The 17,299-nt window shown below is 61.3% G+C and carries 14 protein-coding genes; 4 read left to right on the forward strand and 10 right to left on the reverse strand.

Annotation, left to right across the window (positions count from 1 at the left end; translation table 11 throughout):
* Positions 1-52: 52 nt before the first annotated feature.
* The 6 genes from ACIQYF_RS20235 to ACIQYF_RS20260 all read right to left on the reverse strand — a co-directional run bounded on the left by ACIQYF_RS20235 (position 53) and on the right by ACIQYF_RS20260 (position 8,846).
* On the reverse strand, positions 53-1,513 hold the full coding sequence (locus tag ACIQYF_RS20235; RefSeq protein WP_402865365.1) for an amidase: 1,461 nt from the start codon (positions 1,511-1,513) through the stop codon (positions 53-55).
* Positions 1,514-1,592: 79 nt separating this feature from the next.
* Positions 1,593-2,891, reverse strand: coding sequence for a carbohydrate porin (locus ACIQYF_RS20240; protein WP_402865367.1), 1,299 nt, complete (start codon positions 2,889-2,891; stop codon positions 1,593-1,595).
* A gap of 324 nt (positions 2,892-3,215) precedes the next feature.
* The gene (locus ACIQYF_RS20245) at positions 3,216-4,727 is read right to left on the reverse strand and encodes a PLP-dependent aminotransferase family protein (RefSeq protein WP_402865369.1); all 1,512 of its coding nucleotides are present in this window, start codon (positions 4,725-4,727) and stop codon (positions 3,216-3,218) included.
* Between the two features lie 21 nt (positions 4,728-4,748).
* Positions 4,749-6,149 carry an efflux transporter outer membrane subunit gene (locus tag ACIQYF_RS20250; protein WP_402865371.1) on the reverse strand — a complete coding sequence of 467 codons (1,401 nt, stop codon included), beginning with the start codon at positions 6,147-6,149 and terminating at the stop codon, positions 4,749-4,751.
* 2 nt (positions 6,150-6,151) lie between these two features.
* The gene (locus ACIQYF_RS20255; protein ID WP_402865374.1) at positions 6,152-7,738 is read right to left on the reverse strand and encodes a DHA2 family efflux MFS transporter permease subunit; all 1,587 of its coding nucleotides are present in this window, start codon (positions 7,736-7,738) and stop codon (positions 6,152-6,154) included.
* The gene (locus tag ACIQYF_RS20260; RefSeq protein WP_402865377.1) at positions 7,731-8,846 is read right to left on the reverse strand and encodes an HlyD family secretion protein; all 1,116 of its coding nucleotides are present in this window, start codon (positions 8,844-8,846) and stop codon (positions 7,731-7,733) included. Before ACIQYF_RS20260 ends, ACIQYF_RS20255 begins: the two co-directional genes overlap by 8 nt.
* 108 nt (positions 8,847-8,954) lie before the next feature.
* Between ACIQYF_RS20260 and ACIQYF_RS20265 the strand changes: the two genes are divergently transcribed.
* Positions 8,955-9,656 (forward strand): CerR family C-terminal domain-containing protein, encoded by a 702-nt coding sequence (locus ACIQYF_RS20265; RefSeq protein ID WP_402865379.1) that lies wholly within the window; start codon positions 8,955-8,957, stop codon positions 9,654-9,656.
* Positions 9,657-9,727: 71 nt separating this feature from the next.
* Here the strand turns inward: ACIQYF_RS20265 and ACIQYF_RS20270 are convergent, their stop codons facing one another.
* Genes ACIQYF_RS20270 through tauA form a run of 3 tightly spaced genes read right to left on the reverse strand, consistent with a single transcriptional unit; the run spans position 9,728 to position 12,498 of the window.
* Positions 9,728-10,597, reverse strand: coding sequence for an ABC transporter permease subunit (locus ACIQYF_RS20270; RefSeq protein WP_402865381.1), 870 nt, complete (start codon positions 10,595-10,597; stop codon positions 9,728-9,730).
* A complete protein-coding gene (locus tag ACIQYF_RS20275; RefSeq protein ID WP_402865383.1) occupies positions 10,597-11,433 on the reverse strand; it encodes a taurine ABC transporter ATP-binding protein in 837 nt (278 codons plus the stop codon). Before ACIQYF_RS20275 ends, ACIQYF_RS20270 begins: the two co-directional genes overlap by 1 nt.
* A 60-nt stretch (positions 11,434-11,493) precedes the next feature.
* A complete protein-coding gene (gene tauA / locus ACIQYF_RS20280; protein WP_402865384.1) occupies positions 11,494-12,498 on the reverse strand; it encodes a taurine ABC transporter substrate-binding protein in 1,005 nt (334 codons plus the stop codon).
* Between the two features lie 183 nt (positions 12,499-12,681).
* Between tauA and ACIQYF_RS20285 the strand changes: the two genes are divergently transcribed.
* Positions 12,682-14,166 (forward strand): PLP-dependent aminotransferase family protein, encoded by a 1,485-nt coding sequence (locus ACIQYF_RS20285; protein WP_402865386.1) that lies wholly within the window; start codon positions 12,682-12,684, stop codon positions 14,164-14,166.
* Positions 14,167-14,271: 105 nt separating this feature from the next.
* Here the strand turns inward: ACIQYF_RS20285 and ACIQYF_RS20290 are convergent, their stop codons facing one another.
* Positions 14,272-15,582: an aminotransferase class III-fold pyridoxal phosphate-dependent enzyme gene (locus ACIQYF_RS20290; protein WP_402865388.1), complete on the reverse strand. Its 1,311-nt coding sequence runs from the start codon at positions 15,580-15,582 to the stop codon at positions 14,272-14,274.
* A 191-nt stretch (positions 15,583-15,773) separates the two neighbouring features.
* Here ACIQYF_RS20290 and ACIQYF_RS20295 point away from each other — a divergent pair, with 191 nt between their 5' ends.
* On the forward strand, positions 15,774-16,511 hold the full coding sequence (locus ACIQYF_RS20295; RefSeq protein ID WP_402865390.1) for a TSUP family transporter: 738 nt from the start codon (positions 15,774-15,776) through the stop codon (positions 16,509-16,511).
* A 21-nt stretch (positions 16,512-16,532) separates the two neighbouring features.
* Positions 16,533-17,291, forward strand: coding sequence for an SDR family oxidoreductase (locus tag ACIQYF_RS20300; RefSeq protein ID WP_402865392.1), 759 nt, complete (start codon positions 16,533-16,535; stop codon positions 17,289-17,291).
* The last annotated feature ends 8 nt before the right edge of the window (positions 17,292-17,299 follow it).

The raw sequence follows: 17,299 nt of genomic DNA on the forward strand, positions 1-17,299 counted from the left end.
CATTTCAATCCTATTCAGCACAGTTCAGAGGAGCAGGGCTCAAAGGGGGGCGTTACCGCGGCGCACGCCGATCAGCCCAGGGGCTGGCCTGTTCGAGTTGTCCGGCGAGTTGAAACAACAGGTCTTCGCGGCACAAAGCGGCGCTGAACATCATGCCAATGGGTAGCCCGTCGCGGCTGGAGCCCAGCGGCACCGACATGGAAGGCTGGCCGCTGACATTGGCCAGCACGGTGTAGCCAATGCTGCCGATAACGCCCTGGATATAGTCCTCGTAGCTGTTGTCCAGGCTGGCCCGCGACAGCCGCGGGGTGACGCTCGACGTGACCGGGCTCAGCAGCACGTCGAAGTCATCGAACACCTGTTCCATACGGCTGCCAATCAGTTCAAAGCTGCGTCGGGCACGGTATAGGTTCTCGGCGCTGGCGTAAGTGGCATTGTTGAGCACATTGCGGCTGACCCTTTCCAGTTCGTCCTCCTCAAAGGGGCGGCCAAGGGCGGCTTCGCGATCACGTACCGCAGCCACTAAAGCGGCAGCGCCCACCGCGCCATGAGCGCTGTAGAGCTGCTGCGGGTCAATCGGCAGGCTTAAAGGCTCCAAGTGGTGACCCAGTTGCAACAGCAAATCAACAGTGCTGTTCAAAACCGTGCGTATATCTGCGTCCATCTCCAGGCCGGTCATGGCCTGCTCGATGACCCCGATGCGCAGCGCCTTGGGTGCGCGCTGCACAGCGTCACTGAAGCTGGCGATCTGTGGCGCCAGCCAATAGGTGCTGCCTTTTTCGTGACCGTGGCTGATGTCCAGCAACAGCGCCGAATCGCGTACGCTGCGCGACACCACATGCCCGCAACTGGCACCAAACCAGCCTTCAAAGGTGTTCGGGCCTTGCGGGTTGCGGTAGCGCGTGGGCTTGAGGCCGAACACCCCACAGTAAGACGCCGGGATGCGGATCGACCCCCCGCCGTCAGTGGCATGGGCCACGGGCACAATGCCTGCGGCCACTGCCGCAGCGGCGCCGCCGGATGAGCCGCCCGCGCTGTGGGCCAGGTGCCAAGGGTTGCAGGTTTTACCCCACAACGAGGACTCTGTGGTGGTTGTCAGGCCGAACTCGGGGCTCGCGGTTTTGCCGAAAATCAGCATGCCCGCCGCTTCGTAACGTTGCACGATGGTGCTGGTGTACTGCGAAGCCGGGGTATCGGCCAGCAGGCGTGAGCCGTTGGTGGTCACAGTGCCCGCCAGGTAGGTGTTCAAATCCTTGAGCAGCATCGGCACTCCGGCCAGGGCGCCCAAACGTTCGGTGCCCGTCTCGTGTTGGGCGGTGAGCGCAGCCTGTGCATGTGCGTCATGGCGCATGACCACGGCGTTGATCTGCGGGTTGACCGCATCGCAGCGCGCCTGCGCCGCCAGGAGCAGCGCCTGGCCTGAGACTTCGCCGCTTTTGACAGCCGCCGCCATGGCCGTGGCATCCAGCGCCAGATAGTCACGGGTGCTGAGTTGATTCAGTGTGTTGTTCATCTTCGATGGCCTCGCGAAAGCACTTCGACCTGAATGTTTAAAAGTCAAAGTGACGGTTTTCAGGGATGTAAGCCGCGTCTTAAAACAGGAAGTTCAGCGATTCCTGCAGCAACAAGGCATCGGCGTGAAGTGGCGTAAATACTGGGTTCTTGGTGTAGGTCAGGCCGCTGATCAAGTACACACCGGGGAACAGTCGTGCGGCGTATGAAGTCGTCACAGCCAAGGTGTAAGGTGCGGCCTGCAGGCCATAACGGGCAGTGACTGTGCGCAAGTCGCCACTGTAATAACTTTTGGTCAGGCCCACGGCGGCCATGTCCGCCGGGCGGCTGGCAAACGGTCCGATGTTAAAGGCACTGACCTGAAACGCCTTGTTGATGGCGTTGATCGACTCGGGCGAGTAATCGATTTTGCTGTCCAGGTACCAGCCGCGTGCATCGCCATAAGGCTTGGTGACTTGCACGGTTTCCGCCAGGTATACGCCATAGTTGTTATCCGACTTTTCGCCGGTCAGGTATTCGGTGTAATGGCTGGTGTTGTACATCGCCCCGGCCCGCAACCACATGCCATTGGTAGTGGACGAGGACGCTTGTTTGTAGCCCGCCTCGTTGATCAGCATCGCGCGGGCGTCGGGCACCTTCAGGCGTAGGCCGCTGGGGTTGAGGTCGACGTCTTTCTGAATGCCTTCGGGGCTGACGCTGCGGGTGATTGCAGTGCTGTTGTAGAAGCGCAGCGAGGGGTCGCGAACAATCACGTTGAACGTGGGCGTCGGTTCGGTGGCCGACATGCCGACCTGAAACGGCACCACGCTGCTCGGGCCCAGGGCCGCCGTGGAAGCACTGCCGCCCAGTGCCATGCCGTAGAACAAGCGCACGCCAGGGACAAACCCGTACTCCAGCTCCAGTTGATGATTGAAGAACGATTGGTTGATGGCAAACACCGACACGGTTTTGACCCGTGGGTTGGCCGGCGTGTAGGTCGCGTCCACCCAGTTGCCGGCCAGCGTCAGCTGGGCATCGTTGGCAAAACCGATGCGGGTCAGGTCGTAGGTCAGGTACAGATTGAGTGAGGTGTTGTAGCTGGGGTTTTGCCCGTTATACACCTGTTTTTTCGCATTGTTGCCCAGCACGTCATAGGTGTAACCGTTGTATGAAGTGGCGCTAAACCCGATGCCGTGCTCGGCGAGTTCTTTGCGCAGCCCCCACAGGTCGGGTGCGATCCGTGCGCAGATCGGGACGTTTTTGAACGACAACTCAGCCCGGGTCAGCAGCTTTTCGTACTGAGCACATTCGGGCGCGGCTGGCGTATCGGCGGCCAGTACATTGTTGGCAAACGCCACGGCGACAAGGCTGACAGCTAACGGATACTTTACGTAAAACATAGTGAGAGCTTCCCATCCTTTTAGGTGTTGTTTTCAGGACGACGCCAAGGAGCTTGGTGGTCGGCATTAACACTGCATATCCATGACCAACGGATGGGGCCAACGGTGACTATCGATAGGGCCAGTTTGAAGCACCTGTAGCCGCTGTCGAGGCGCGAGGCTGCGATCGGCTGCGCAGCCGTCGCGAAGACCTGCAACCCGGCATTTCAGACTGACGCCAATACCCGGGTTTGCGAGGACTGTGCTCTCGAGCGCAGTCTTGTCCCTCGCCAGCGTCTGCAAGGTTGTGGCTCGTGACACAGGCACACTCCTGGGGCAAATAGCTCAGGAACGCACAACGACAGGTCGTTTGGCGTGCGCATTGATCACCAGTCCCAGCTCGCGTATGCCCGGTGCAATCAGTTCCTGGGCAATGGAGCCAAAGCCCAGGCGAATGCTGGGTGTGGTCAAGGTGCCTGGCTCGAAGCAAAACGCATTGCCCGGATCAAACAACACGCCTTTGGCCTCGCCCGCGTAATACAGGCTGAGCAGGTCGTGCTGGCCCGCCAGTTTCAACCACAAGGTGGCGCCGCCGCTGGGCATCGCGAATTCGGCGTCGGGCAGTGCGTCACGCAGGGCAGCGGCCAGCGCCACCGCCCGGACCTGGAGTTTCTCCCGAGCTTGCTGCAACAGGCGGTCGTAGTGGCCTTGCTGGATAAACAGCGCGGCGGTGATCTGATTGTTGCCGGGGATCTGGCGGATCATCAGGCGCTGTAACTGGCGCAATTGTTCGATCACCGGCGCCGGGGCGACGATGTAGCCAATCCCCAAACCCGGCGACAGCAATTTGGACAAGCTGCTGAGGTAAATCACCCGCTGCGCCGGGTCGATGGCTTTCAGGGCGGGCAGGGCGCGCCCGTCATACTCGGTTTCGGGGTCATCGTCGTCTTCGAAGATCACTTGGTCATGCAGGTGTGCATGCTCAAGCAAAGCCAGTCGTCGCCCTTGGCTCATGGTCACGCCAGTAGGGCACTGATAGGCCGGGGTGCAATACACATAATCACATTGCACAAGTTGGGGGCTGAGCTTCAGTCCGTGTTCATCGATGGGCAGCGACACCACCTGCGCGCCATCGTGGGCGAAGGCGTTGCGCGGGTCGCGAAAGCCCGGCTCTTCTACCCCGACCACGCTGCCAGGGCAGGCAAACAAACGGGCCAGCAAATAAAAGCTCTGCTGGCGCCCCAGCGTCAGCAGCACTTGATCACGGGTGGCCGCGATCCCGCGACGGGGTAGCACACGGCGAATCAGTTGGTCGATCAGTTGGCTGGTGCCGACGTTTTCACCTTCTTGCCACCAGCGATCCACAGCCTTCCACTCCAGTGCCTGACGGCTGCATTGGCGCCATTGCGTGAGCGGAAATTGCTTGGGATCAAATTGGCCGTAAATGAAGGGATAACGCACTTCACGCCAGGTCAGCGGGCGGTCGGCCCAGGCCACGGTCGACTGCGGGCGGTGCATGCGTGCGGACCAGTCGGGGGGCTGCACGGCGGGCTCCGACCACGGCTGGGTCTGTTGTGTGGGAGGAATGGCCCCGCACACAAAGAACCCGTTGCGGGGGCGAGAGTCAACATACCCTTCGGCCACCAAACGCTCGTAAACCAGCACGGCGGTGTTGCGTGAAACCCCGGTCAGCAGCGCCAGGTCGCGGCTCGACGGCAGACGCGTGCCCGCTGGCAAGCGCCCCTCCAGCATGGCCGTGACGAAGGCCGTGCACAGTTGCACTTGCAGCGGTTCATCGTGCTTGCGCACTTTGGGCAGTAGTTGACGCCACATCAAATCATGCTGGCTAGTGCGCATCGCCGTCCTTGAAACGAAGGTTTAGAGCTCGGTTGCTGAGCGCCACCCTAACCCAAGACTCTTTTGCAGCGCTATGTAGTCCTTGATGAGTTGGCCGTCACTGTGAACCCGGTCTTGTTCGGCGCTATAACGCGTGCGTTCGGCATCCAGCCAGTCGAGCACGCTGCTGGTGCCGGCGCGGTAGCGTTGTTCGGTCAACTGCGAGGCGCGCACCGCGCTGGTTTCGACGCGGGCCAGGGTTTCGCGGCGCTGGCGTTCATTACCATAACGGGCCAGGGCTACATCGGCGTCGCGCAAGGCGCTAAGCACGCTGCTGCGGTAATTGGCCAAGGCTTCATCACGCCCGGATTCGGCCTGTTTGACCTGTGCCTGCACCCGACCAAAATCCAGCCAGTTCCATTGCAGATACGGCACGCCAAGCCCGCTGAGGTTGTCTTTGCGCAACAAGTGGCCTGGCTCGCTGGCGCTGAAACTCAGCGAGCCAAACAGGCTGACCTTGGGAAAGGCGGCAGCCTTGCGTTCGCCGATTTGAGCAGTACTTGACGCCAGACGGCGTTCGGCCGCGCGGATGTCCGGGCGCTGTTGCAGCATTTGTGCGGGGTCGCCGACGTTAACGTTAACCGGCAACGCGGGCAGGTGACTTGCCTGGCCCAGGCTGGCATTCAGTGCGCCGGGTGGCAGGCCGCTCAGCAGGGACAGTTCGTCGAGAGACTCGATCACCTCCATCTCCAGTGCCAGGGAGGCTGCCTGAGTGGTATCGACCTGGGTGGCGATGCGCTCCTTGTCCAGCTGCGAGGCGGTGCCTTGGGCCAGGCGCTGCTCGGTGAAGTCCAGTAACTGACGCTCCAGCTGTTCGGATTGGCGGGCAATGCGCAGCCGTTGTTGTTGATCGCGCAGGCCGATATAGGCCTGGCCGATGTCGGCCGCCAACTGCACATGGGCGTCGGCCAGCTCGGCACCCACCGCATCGGCTTCGGCGCTGGCGGCTTCGACGGCCCGACGAGCGCCTCCAAAAATGTCCAGTTCCCAACTGGCATCAAAGCCGCTCAGGTACAGATGAGTCGAGGCCGTATCCCGATTACCCGAACCGGTAAACAACCCGGCGGCCATGGCCGTGCTTTTGGGCATCAGGTCACTGCGCTTCTCGGACAACCCGGCGCGCGCTTGTCGCAAGCGCGCCTGGGCGGCCTGCAGGTCGGGGCTGTTGCGCAAGGCATTGTCGATCAGTTGATCGAGGGTCGAGTCGTTGAGCGCTCGCCACCAATCAGCAACCTGTGGCGCTTGTGCCTGAGTGCCGGGTACCTGACGTTCAAAAGCCTTGCCCTGCACTGTACTGTCGGGTGCGGCGTGGTAATCCGGGCCCAGGGTGCAGCCCACCAGCAGCAACGGGCACAACAGGCTCAAGGGTTTGAAAGCAATCATGGTCAGTGTCCTGTGCTCAAGGGCGTACCGGCTGGCGGCCTTTTCAGAAAGAGGGCGAGGGGCAGACACAGCAGCAACGCGATGCCGAGCACGAAGAAGGTTTCGCTGTAGGTCATGACTTGCGCCTGGCGCTGAATCTCGCTGGCCAGTTGCCCCAAGGCCTGAAGCTGGGCGTAGGCGTGGTCGCCATGCTCGGCAAAGAAGCCTTGGGTGGCGCTTGCGATGTGGTTCTGCGCCTCGACCGATTGCACGCTGACGGCATCGCGCAAGGTGTCGTCATGGAAGCTGTTGCGCCGCTCGATAAACGTGCCCAGTAGCGCCAGACCGACCGAGCCGCCGAGGTTGCGCGCCATGTTGTAAATGCCTGCTGCTTCCCCGGCTTCGCTGGGTGGCACGCAACTCATGGACGCCTGGTTGAGCGGCATCATGGCCAGTATTTGCCCAAACCCGAGCATCAGTTGGGTGCGGGTGAAGTTGTCGCCCACGCTGTCGGCGGTCAGACCCATGGCCAGTAAACAACTGCCGGCGAGAAACCCCAGCCCGAGCATGACCATTAGACGTGGGTCTACGCGGCCGATCAGGCGCGGCAGAATCGGCATCATCAAAAACGCCGGCAAGCCCGACATCAGCATGACCGCGCCTGACTGTTGGGCGTTGAAACCGGCGATGTTGCTCAGAAACTGCGGCAGCACAAAGGCCACGCAATACAGGCCGCAGCCGACGACAAAGACGATGGTAATCACGCTGGCAAAGCGCGGGTTGAGCAACAGACTGAGGCGCACAATCGGGGTTTTCGACAGCCGCTGAGCCACCAGCAGCAAGGCTATGCCCGCTATTGCCAGCACGCTCAGGCCGATGATGTGTGCCGACTCGAACCAGCGCTCGCGGTTGCCTTCTTCGAGCACCACGGTCAGCGCACTAAGGCCAACGGTGAGGCCTATGATCCCCAGCCAGTCGGCTTTGATAAATGCCTGCCAATTGATCTGGCTCCTTTCCAGCCCCGAGAGCATGACCAGCAGCAATGCACACACCGGAATATTCATAAAGAAGCACCAGCGCCAACTGAAGTTCTCGGTCAAGGTGCCGCCCAGTACCGGACCCAGCAGCGGCCCTAGCAACACGATCAGACCAAACATGGTCATGCCGATGGGCATTTGATGGCGTGGCAAGCGGGTAGCCACCAGTACCTGCGCCGTGGGGATCATGGCACCCCCGGCAAAGCCTTGGCCGAGGCGGCCGATGACCATCTGCGGCAAGGTTTCCGAAATCCCGCAGAGTATTGAAAACAGGCTGAACACAATGGCGGTTGTGATCAGAAAGCGCCGCAGCCCGCACACCCGAGTCAGCCACGCAGTGAGGGGGATCATCACAATTTCGGCCATCAGGTAGCCGGTGGAAATCCAGGTGCCTTCGGTGCCCGAGGCGCCGATCTGGCCTTGAATCTGCGGTAAAGCAGAGTTGGTGATCGAAATATCCAGGGTGGCCATTAGCGCGCCCAGAGCACCGGCAAACACTACGATCCAGTCGCGGGTGCTGGCATTGGCCTGGGGTGGGTTCAACGCTGCGCGAGCAGCGGCGGCACTAGCCATGTGGCTGCGCTACGGCAAGGGCAGGCTGCACAGTGCGGGTGTCGACATCGACGGTGGCCGAGAGGCCGGGCAACAACTCGATAGCCGCATCCGGGGCGGCTTGCAGGTGGATACGGACCGGCACCCGCTGCACGATTTTGGTGAAGTTGCCAGTGGCGTTGTTTGACGGCAGCAGCGCGAATTGCGAACCGGTACCGGGCGACAGGCTTTCAACGGTGCCCTGAAACACAACCCCGGGCCAGGCATCGATGTGCACGCTCACCGCTTGCCCCGGGTGCATGCGCTCGATCTGGGTTTCCTTGAAATTGGCGGTGAGGTACACGTCGTTCAGCGGCACGATACTCATCAGCCGCGTACCGGGTTGCAGGTACTGCCCCAGACGTACCGAACGACTGCCGACACGTCCGGCCAGGGTGCTGTAGACCGTTGTGTCCTGCTCATCGAGCCGGGTTTGCCGCGTGTTGGCCTGAGCGCTGGCCAACTGCGCGCGGGCTTGCTCGATGGTAGCGCGTTGGGTTTGCAATTGGCGTTGGGCAACCGTCAGCGCGGCCGCTTGTGCTGCCCGTCGGGCGCTGGCTTGGCGCAAGGCGTTGCGCAACTCAGCCATGCGCTCCTGGGTTTCCGCGCCTGTCTGGGCCAGCGGCGCATAGCGCTTAACCTGCGCGGCGGCGTATTGCTCGTTGGCGCTTTCGCCGTCCAGTTGCGCCTGCACTTGGGTAATCGATGCAATGTGCTGGGCCAGTTCGGCCTCGCCCCGGGCAATGTCGGCCTGCGCCGCACTGATCGCCGCTTCGGCTTTCTCGCGAGCCGCCTGATACGGCCGCACATCGAGCCGCACCAAGGGCTGGCCGACGCTTACCGTCTGGTTGTCACTGACGTAGACCTGCGCCACGGTGCCAGCCACTTTGGATGACACACTCAGGCTGTCGGCCTGCAGGTAGGCATCGTTGGTACTTTCAATAAAGCGGCCTACGCTCCACCACTGCACGCCCCATGCGCCAGCACCGATCAGTGCGCCCAGCACCAGTACGCTCAAGACCATTGTTTTTACAGGTTTGCGTGTGTGTCGAACCTGAGTCGATGCATCGAGCGGCTGATGTGCTGTCATGACAGTCTCAATTGTTAGCGGTTGTAACAATTATTACGATTGGTAAAATTATGTCAATCGATATAAATTGAGGCACACTCATGCCTTCATCGAAATAAGGAGATACCCATGACCACCACCACTCATAGGCGGCGTCCTGCCAGTGAAGGCGGCTACACATGTGGGGATGAAACCAGCTTGCGGATTATCGAAGCGGCCCTGACCCTGTTTGGCGAGCGCGGCTTTGAAGGCGCGTCGACCCGCGACATTGCCGAGCTGGCCGGGGTTAACGCGCCAGCGCTCAATTACTATTTCAAGAACAAGGAAGGGGTGTACCTGGCCTGCGCCGAGTACATGGTCGAGCGCACTTGCGACTACCTGGCGCCGACCATCGAGGCGGCTCAGGCGTTGCTCGGCACCCGGCCAGATACCGAGCAGTTGATCGAATCCTTCTGCACGGTGCAGGGCAAAATCGGCGAGTTCATGCTGGTGTCGAATCGCACCCACAACTGGCGCAAGTTCTACGCCCGCGAGCAGGCGGGGCTGGGGCCGAATTCGGGGGCGCAGATGATCAGCCAGCGTATTGGCCAGCGCATCATTGGCGTGACCAGCGGCATCATTTCGCGGCTCATAGGCCCGACGGCCAGTGACGAAGAGTGCATCTTGCGCGCCATGAGCCTGACCGGCCAGTTACTGCCGTTTCACCTGAACCGTGCCAAATCGTTGAGCTCGCTGGATTGGGACGCCATCACGCCCGAGCGTTACGCCTTACTGATCGGCATCGTGCGTGAACAGACCGTCGCGGTGTTGCGGGGCCTGGTGCGGGCCTAACTCTGTAGCCGCGGCCCAAGGCTGCGATGGGCTGCACAGCAGTCCTGCTTTTGCAGCCCCTTCAGGCTGGGTCAGCCGCGGCCCTTCCAGGGCACCAGTTTGCGTTCTAGCCAGCGCATGCCGAGGTCGAACAGGAGTGCCAGTGCGCCAATCACCAAAATGCCCATGATCACCACGTCAGTGGCCATGAACTTGGACGCGGTGAGCACCATGAACCCAAGCCCGGCCGTGGCAGCGACCATCTCGGCGGCCACCAGCGTTGTCCAGCCAAAACCAATCGCAATGCGCATGCCAGTCAGAATTTCCGGCAGGGCGGCGGGCATGATGACGTGCTTGAGCACCTGGCCGCGGCTGGCGCCCATCGAATAGGCCGCGTGGATTTGTTCGATAGCCACCGACTTGACCCCGGCCCGGGCGCTCAAGGCCAGCGGTGCAAACATCGCCAGGTAGATCAGTAGCACTTTTGAGCCTTCACCGATGCCCATCCAGATCACCACCAGCGGCAAATACGCCAACGGAGGCAGTGGGCGATAAAACTCCACCAGCGGATCAAACACGCCACGGGCAACTCGGTTAACGCCCATCAAAATACCCACCGGAATCGCCGTCACCACCGCCAGTGCAAAGGCCCCGAACACCCGCAGCGCACTCCAGCCGATGTGCGTCCAGAGGCTGGCGTCGGCAAAACCGTCGCGGCTGACGTCAATGATTTGCGCCCATACGGCTTGAGGCGAGGGCAGGAACAGCGGTTTGATCCAGCCGCTGTTGGTGGCCAAAAACCACAGGGCAAACACCCCCACGACAGTGCCCAGACTCAGGGCGGTACTTGAACCATTGCCTGGTGCGCCATATTGCTCGCCGGGTTTGGCCGGCGCGGCGCGACGAAATTCGTTGAGGGTGCGCAGTACGGCGTTGCGTTGCTTGTCGTCTAACAGGCTCATTACGCGGCCTCCTCATCGCCGTGGATGATGCTCAGAATCTGCTCGCGCAGGGCGATAAAGTCGGGGCTGGATTTTACCGCTCGGGCGTCCCGGCACTTGAGAAAGCGTTGGCCAAAGTCCACCGAAAACTCATGGGTGATGCGCCCCGGACGCGGCGACATGATGATCAGCCGAGTGGCCATGAACAGCGCTTCTTCGACGTCATGGGTGATGAAAAACATCATCTTTTGCGTGCGCTGCCAGATCTCCAGAATCAGTTCCTGCAAGCGTTCGCGGGTCAGCGCATCGAGTGCGCCCAGCGGCTCGTCGAGCAGCAGCATTTTCGGGTCGTTGGTCAGGGCGCGGGCAATGCCGACCCGTTGTTGCATGCCGCCCGAGAGTTGATAGGTGGCGTGATTGCGAAACTCCGCCAAGCCGGTCAACTGCAAAAAATGCAGGGAGCGTTCTTCACGCTCGGCCTTGGGAATGCCGCGCAGCTTGAGCCCGAACGCCACGTTGTCGATCACGTTGAGCCACGGCAACAGCGCGTGCTTTTGAAACACCACACCGCGCTCGGCGCCTGGGCCGGTGACTTGATCACGCAGTTCGGCGCCGTTGATCTGGGCCGGCACCTGACCGTGGTAATCGCCCAAAGTAATAACCCCGCTGCTGGGTTGAATAAACCCGGCCATCAGATTCAGCAGTGTGGTTTTACCGCAGCCCGAAGCCCCGAGCGCGACCACAAAATCGCCGGCGGCAATGTCCAGATTGACCCCGGACAAGGCTCGCACCGGTTGCCCTTTTTGCTGCCCTGGATAGAGCACCGACACATCATGAATTTTGAGGCTGAGGCTCATGGGGTGTTCCCTCATCAGTGGAGTTGAGGCGTGTGGTAGCTGCCGAAGGTGTGGGGATGCTTATTGAATGTTCTGCACAAACGTGGGGTTGATCGCCACGCTGTAGTCGGGCAGCAGCGTGGGGATTTTCTTCTGCGCCTTTAAAAACTCTGCGGTGGCGCTCAAGGCTTGGGCTGCACCGCCGCCCAGCCATGTGGCGCTGGCCTGTTCACTGGCCAGCGGGAACTGGTACAGCGCCAGCACCGGCGGCACTTCTTCAGGTTTGGCTCCAGACTGCTTGGCCACGTTGATCACGTGTGCAGAATCGGCGGTCCACGTGTTCGGCGCGTTGACGTAGTCCGCCGTGCTGCTCTGCAGCACAGTGGTAAACGCCTGCATGCCAGGGCCGTTTTGTACGGCGAATTTTTTATCCACCACCAGCCCGTCAAACGTGGCCTTGCCCCAGTGGGTCAACTGGCCAGAGGTCAGCAGCACATGGCCGCTTTGCTTGAGGCGGCCCAGCGCCGGGTCCCAGATAAAGGCCGCGTCGATGTCACCGCGCTCCCACGCCGCCGGGATGTCCGAGGGTTGCAGGTTGATCACTTTGACTTTGCCGGTCAGGCCGAACTGCTCCAGGGCAAACAGCGCGTGAAAGTGCGTGGTCGAGACAAACGGCACTGCGAGGGTTTTACCGGCCAGGTCTTGCGGCGCGACAATGCCGCTGCCGTTGCGCACCACCAGCGCTTCGGCGTCGGCGATGTTGTCGAGTATCCAGAACAACTGCGCATCCACCCCGCGACTGACCGCGGCGGCAATCGGGCTGCTGCCCGCCACGCCGATCTGCACATCGCCCGAGGCCATGGCCATCATCACGTCGCCGCCGCTGTCAAAGTTGCGCCACTTGATGTCCCAGCCGGTGGCCTTTTCAAACTCCTTTTGGACGATGGCGTTTTTCCAGGGGGCAAACATGCTCTGCACGCCGATAGTCACGGTTTGTGCGTGCGCCGCAGCGCCAGCGCTCAAGGTCAGTACCGTGAGTGGCAACAAGACAGCACGACGAATCCAGGTATTCAGGGGCTTGAGCATGGTGAGGCTCCAGGAAGGTAAAGACGTTGTTTGAGTCAGCCCGATCTTAGGCGGCGGCCCAAAGCTTGCTTTAGATCCAGTTGCCGCAATCGTTGGTGCCAGAGGTCGCTGCAGGCCTTGCGTGACAAGGGTTGTAGCGATATTGGTGCGTCATAAGGGTGCGCCGGGAAAGGAGCTTGAACCATGTTGGAGCGTTATTTCCGACCTTTTGAGGCGAGCCGTGGTTTGCAGGAGCAACTGCGCGAGAGCCTGCTCAGCGCGATTCTGGATGGCGCCATGCCGCCCGGCGAGCCGATGCCGTCTTCGCGCAAGCTGTGTGAATTGCTCAAGGTGTCGCGTAACACGGTGGTGCTGGTCTACGAGCAGTTGGTTCAGGATGGCTACTTGATTCCATCGGATCGACGCGGCTACTTCATCAACGAGAAATACCTGCGCCAGCAACTTAACGTCAGCCTCAAACCGGCCATCGAAAAAATCTTCGAGCGCCCCGACCATGCGCCGGACTGGGACGCGCGCCTGCAATGCCATTCGTCGCGGCTGCGGGCCATCGTCAAGCCGCGTAACTGGCGTGAATACCGCTACCCGTTCATCTACGGTCAGGTCGAAGCTGACGAACAGACAGCCGCGCGCTGGCGAGACTGCGCGCGCATCGCCAGTACCGGCGCACACATGCGCAGTTGGGTCGATGACCAAGTGATGCTCGACGACCCGCTGCTGATCGAACAGATTATCCAGCGCGTGCTGCCCAAACGCGGGATCAGCATGTCGGCGCAAGAGGTGTTGGTAACGATCGGCACGCAAAACTCGCTGTACATGCTGGCGCAATTGCTCGGGCGTCCGGGGTTGGTGATGGGGCTGGAAGAGCCGGGCTATGTGGATGCGCGCAACATCTTCAGTCAGCGCGGTTGTGCCCTTAAACCGCTGCGCATCGACCGTCAGGGGCTGGTCGTGAATGAACAGCTAGACACCTGCGAAATGCTGTTTTGCACCCCCAGCCATCAATCGCCGACGGGCGTGACTATGCCGCTGTATCGGCGCCTGGAACTGATGGCCAGCGCCCGCGAGCGAGACTTTTTGATCATCGAAGACGACTACGAAAACGAGCATAACTTCCTGGGCAGTAACCACCCGGCCCTCAAGAGTTTTGATGACAGCGGGCGAGTGATCTATCTGGGCAGCCTGACCAAAAGCCTGTTGCCGGGCGTGCGGTTGGGGTTTATAGCCGCGGATGCCGAGTTGATTCATGAATTGCGGGCGATGCGGCGCTACATCTACCGGCACCCGCCGTCGAATAATCAGCGCACCCTGGCGTTGTTTTTATCGATGGGGCATTACGATGCGCATGCGCGGCGCCTGCGTGACCGGCTTGCGCGCAAATGGCGGGTGATCAGTCGGGCCATCGCCGAGCACTTGCCTCAGGTTCATGCCAGCGGCATGGCGGGCGGATCATCGCTGTGGGTCAACTGCCCGGCGGGGGTGGATGCCTGGGTGCTGCAACGGCTGGTGGCCAAGCGTGGGGTGTTGATTGAGCCGGGGGACATTCATTACGTGAGCGAGCCGCGGCCGATGAATTGCTTTCGGCTGGGGTTTGGGGCGATCTGCGAAGAGTTGATAGAGCCGGGGATTGCCGCGTTAGGGGCGGCGTGGCGGGAGATGCAGGACAAATAGCTTAAGGCATGCCCTTGTGAGAGCTGGCTTGCCAGCGATGGTATCGGCGCGGTCTGATTGCAGGGCCGCATCGCTGGCAAGCCAGTTCCCACAGGAAAGAGGTGTTTACAAAACCTCGCGTCCCAAGGTGTCTTTAAGAATGCTGAACATCGCATCCAGATCCACCCGTCCAGTCACCAGTGCCGGGGCAAAGATGATCGCGTCACCGGTGGTTTTTACATGCAGCCCCGCGTCATACAGCGCTCGCTGCATGCGCGCACCTTTGGCTCCAGGCGCTTCGCCCGGCGTCAATTGAATCCCGCTCAGTAACCCATAGCCACGCACATCACTGACTTGCGGCAAATCTTTCAACGCACTCAAGGACTCCAGAAAGTACGACGCCAGTTGGGCGCCTTTGTGGAACACATCCTCATCGCGGTAAATATCCAGCGAAGCCAACGCGGCCGCACAGGCCACCGGGTGCCCGGAGTAGGTGTAGCCATGGAAGAGTTCCGGTCCGCCCCCTTTGCTGGCGTTGATGACTGTGTCGTAAACCGCTTCGTCGATCGCCACCGCGCCCATCGGGATCGCACCATTGGTCAAGGCTTTGGCCATGGTGATGAGGTCGGGCTTGACCTCAAAGCTCTGCGCGGCAAACGCCTGCCCGGTACGGCCAAAGCCGGTGATGACTTCATCAAAGACCAACAAAATGCCATGTTTGTCGCAGAGATCGCGCAAGCGTTTGAGGTAGCCCACGGGCGGTACGTACACGCCAATCGAGCCGGCAATCGGCTCGACAAAACAGGCGGCAATGCTGTCGCCGCCGTGCATGGCGATGATCCGCTCCAGGTCGTTGGCCAGGTCGGCGCCGTGCTGTGGCTCGCCCAACTGGTAGCGCTGATCTTCTTGCCAGGTATGGCGCATGTGGCTGACGTGGGGCAGGCCGCCTGCGGCAAACGCCTGGCGATTGCGCATCATGCCGGACAGTGCGACGCCGCCGAAGTTAACCCCGTGATACGCCCATTCGCGGGACACAAACCGGGTGCGCTGGGCTTCGCCGCGGGCGCGGTGGTAGGCCAGGGCAATCTTCATGGCACTGTCCACCGACTCGGAACCGGAGTTGGTAAAGAACAGTTTGTTCAGGCCCTGTGGCAGCAGCTCGCTCAGACGCTCGGCCAGTTCAAAGGACAGCGGCGAAGCACGCTGAAAATGTGGGGTGAAGTCCAGGGTCAGCAGTTGCTTGCACACCGCTTCGGCAATTTCGGTTCGGCCATGGCCGGCGGCGCTGCAAAACAGCCCGGAACTGCCATCGAGCAACTCGCGACCTTCGGCGCTCCAGTAGCGCACGCCCTCGGCGCGGACAAACAGCTGCGGTGCACGCTGGAATTCGCGGTTGTCAGTGAAGGGCATCCATTGGTGGTTCAGATTCGTCGCCATGCGGGTCACTCCTGAGTGAAAGGTCTGGGCGGTCCAGTTGCTCGCAGACTAGTCATGCTCAGGCGTGCGGCTTAGATCCAGGCGGGGCTTTTGATGGGTCCAGTCTTGGCACCATCGAAAGCCCCGGCTGGATCTAAACCCGTGCTTCGCGGCTGACTACAGTGGCGCCATTGAGCACCTTGGAGCTGTGTATGAACCCTGAAGTCTGTTGGGCCTTGAGCGCGGGTTGCGTGCTGGTGGCGGCAATTGTTCGCGGTCTGACCGGCTTCGGGTTTGCCGCGATTGCGGTCGTCGGGCTGGCGATGCTCGGGTCATTGCAACGGGCGGTGCCGCTGGTGTTGTTTCTGGAAGTCGCCTCCAGCGTGATGCTGTTACGCAGCGCCTGGCGCGAAGCGGATTATCGGCTGCTCAAGCGCTTGTTGCTGGCCGCCGCCTGTGGCGTGCCCTGCGGGATTTGGCTGTTGACCGGGCTCGACAGTGGCGGGCTGACGGTCGGGGTTTATCTGCTGGTGGGCTTGCTGGCGATTCTTGGGTTGGCGCGGATCCGCTTGCCGATGGGCGATGGTCGCGCGGGTGCCTGGTTGATTGGCAGCAGCAGCGGTGCGCTGATTGGCGCGTTCTCGATTGGCGGGCCACTTGTGGTGGCCTGGCTCAGCCATTGTGGGCTGCGGGCGCAGGCGTTACGCGCGACCTTGATCATGTTTTTTTTCGCAGTCGATATTGCGGCTTTGTTCGGGTTGGCCGCCGCGTCGGCGATCCCTGCCGACACCGCCTGGCAAGCCCTGCTGATGTTGCCCGCCTTGCTGCTAGGGCTGTGGCTGGGCCAGCAATTGTTCCTGCGGGTTCAGGCCGAGCAGGCCGCACGTGTCACTCAATGGCTACTGCTGGTGCTGGCGGGCGTGGGCCTGCTGGGCCGGGCGTGGTCCTGACGTTCTCAAAGGAGCTTTTTTATGACCTCGACTGTCTTTATCACCGGCGCCACCTCTGGTTTTGGCGAAGCCTGCGCTCGACGTTTTGCCTCTGCCGGTTGGTCGCTGGTGCTCACCGGGCGTCGACAAGAGCGCTTGCAGGCGCTGGCTGACGAACTCTCGACCCACGCTGAGGTGCTGCCACTGGTGCTCGATGTTCGCGACCGCGCGGCCATGCAGTTAGCCATCGACCAACTGCCCCCCCGCTTCAACAGCTTGCGCGGGCTGATCAACAACGCCGGGCTCGCGCTGGGCACCCGCCCTGCGCCGCAGTGCTCCCTGGATGATTGGGACACCATGGTCGACACCAACATCAAAGGCCTTTTGTACAGCACGCGCTTATTGCTCCCGCGCTTGATCGCCCATGGTGCGGGCGCCGGGATCGTGAATTTGGGATCGATTGCGGGTAACTGGCCGTACCCTGGCAGTCACGTGTATGGCGCGAGTAAAGCGTTTGTCCGCCAGTTCTCGCTCAACCTGCGCTGTGACCTGCAAGGCACGGGCGTGCGAGTCACCAATCTGGAGCCAGGGCTGTGCGAAAGCGAGTTTTCACTGGTGCGCTTTGCCGGGGACCAAGCCAAGTACGACTCGGTGTACGCCGGTGCGCAGGCCATCCAGCCCGCCGACATCGCCGAGACTATTTTCTGGATTCTTAACCAGCCCAGGCACATCAACATCAACAGCCTTGAGTTGATGCCCGTGAGCCAATCGTGGAGCAATTTTGCGATTGAGCGGGGTTGACACTCATC

This window comes from Pseudomonas sp. NPDC096917 (assembly GCF_044762555.1).
Taxonomy (GTDB): domain Bacteria; phylum Pseudomonadota; class Gammaproteobacteria; order Pseudomonadales; family Pseudomonadaceae; genus Aquipseudomonas.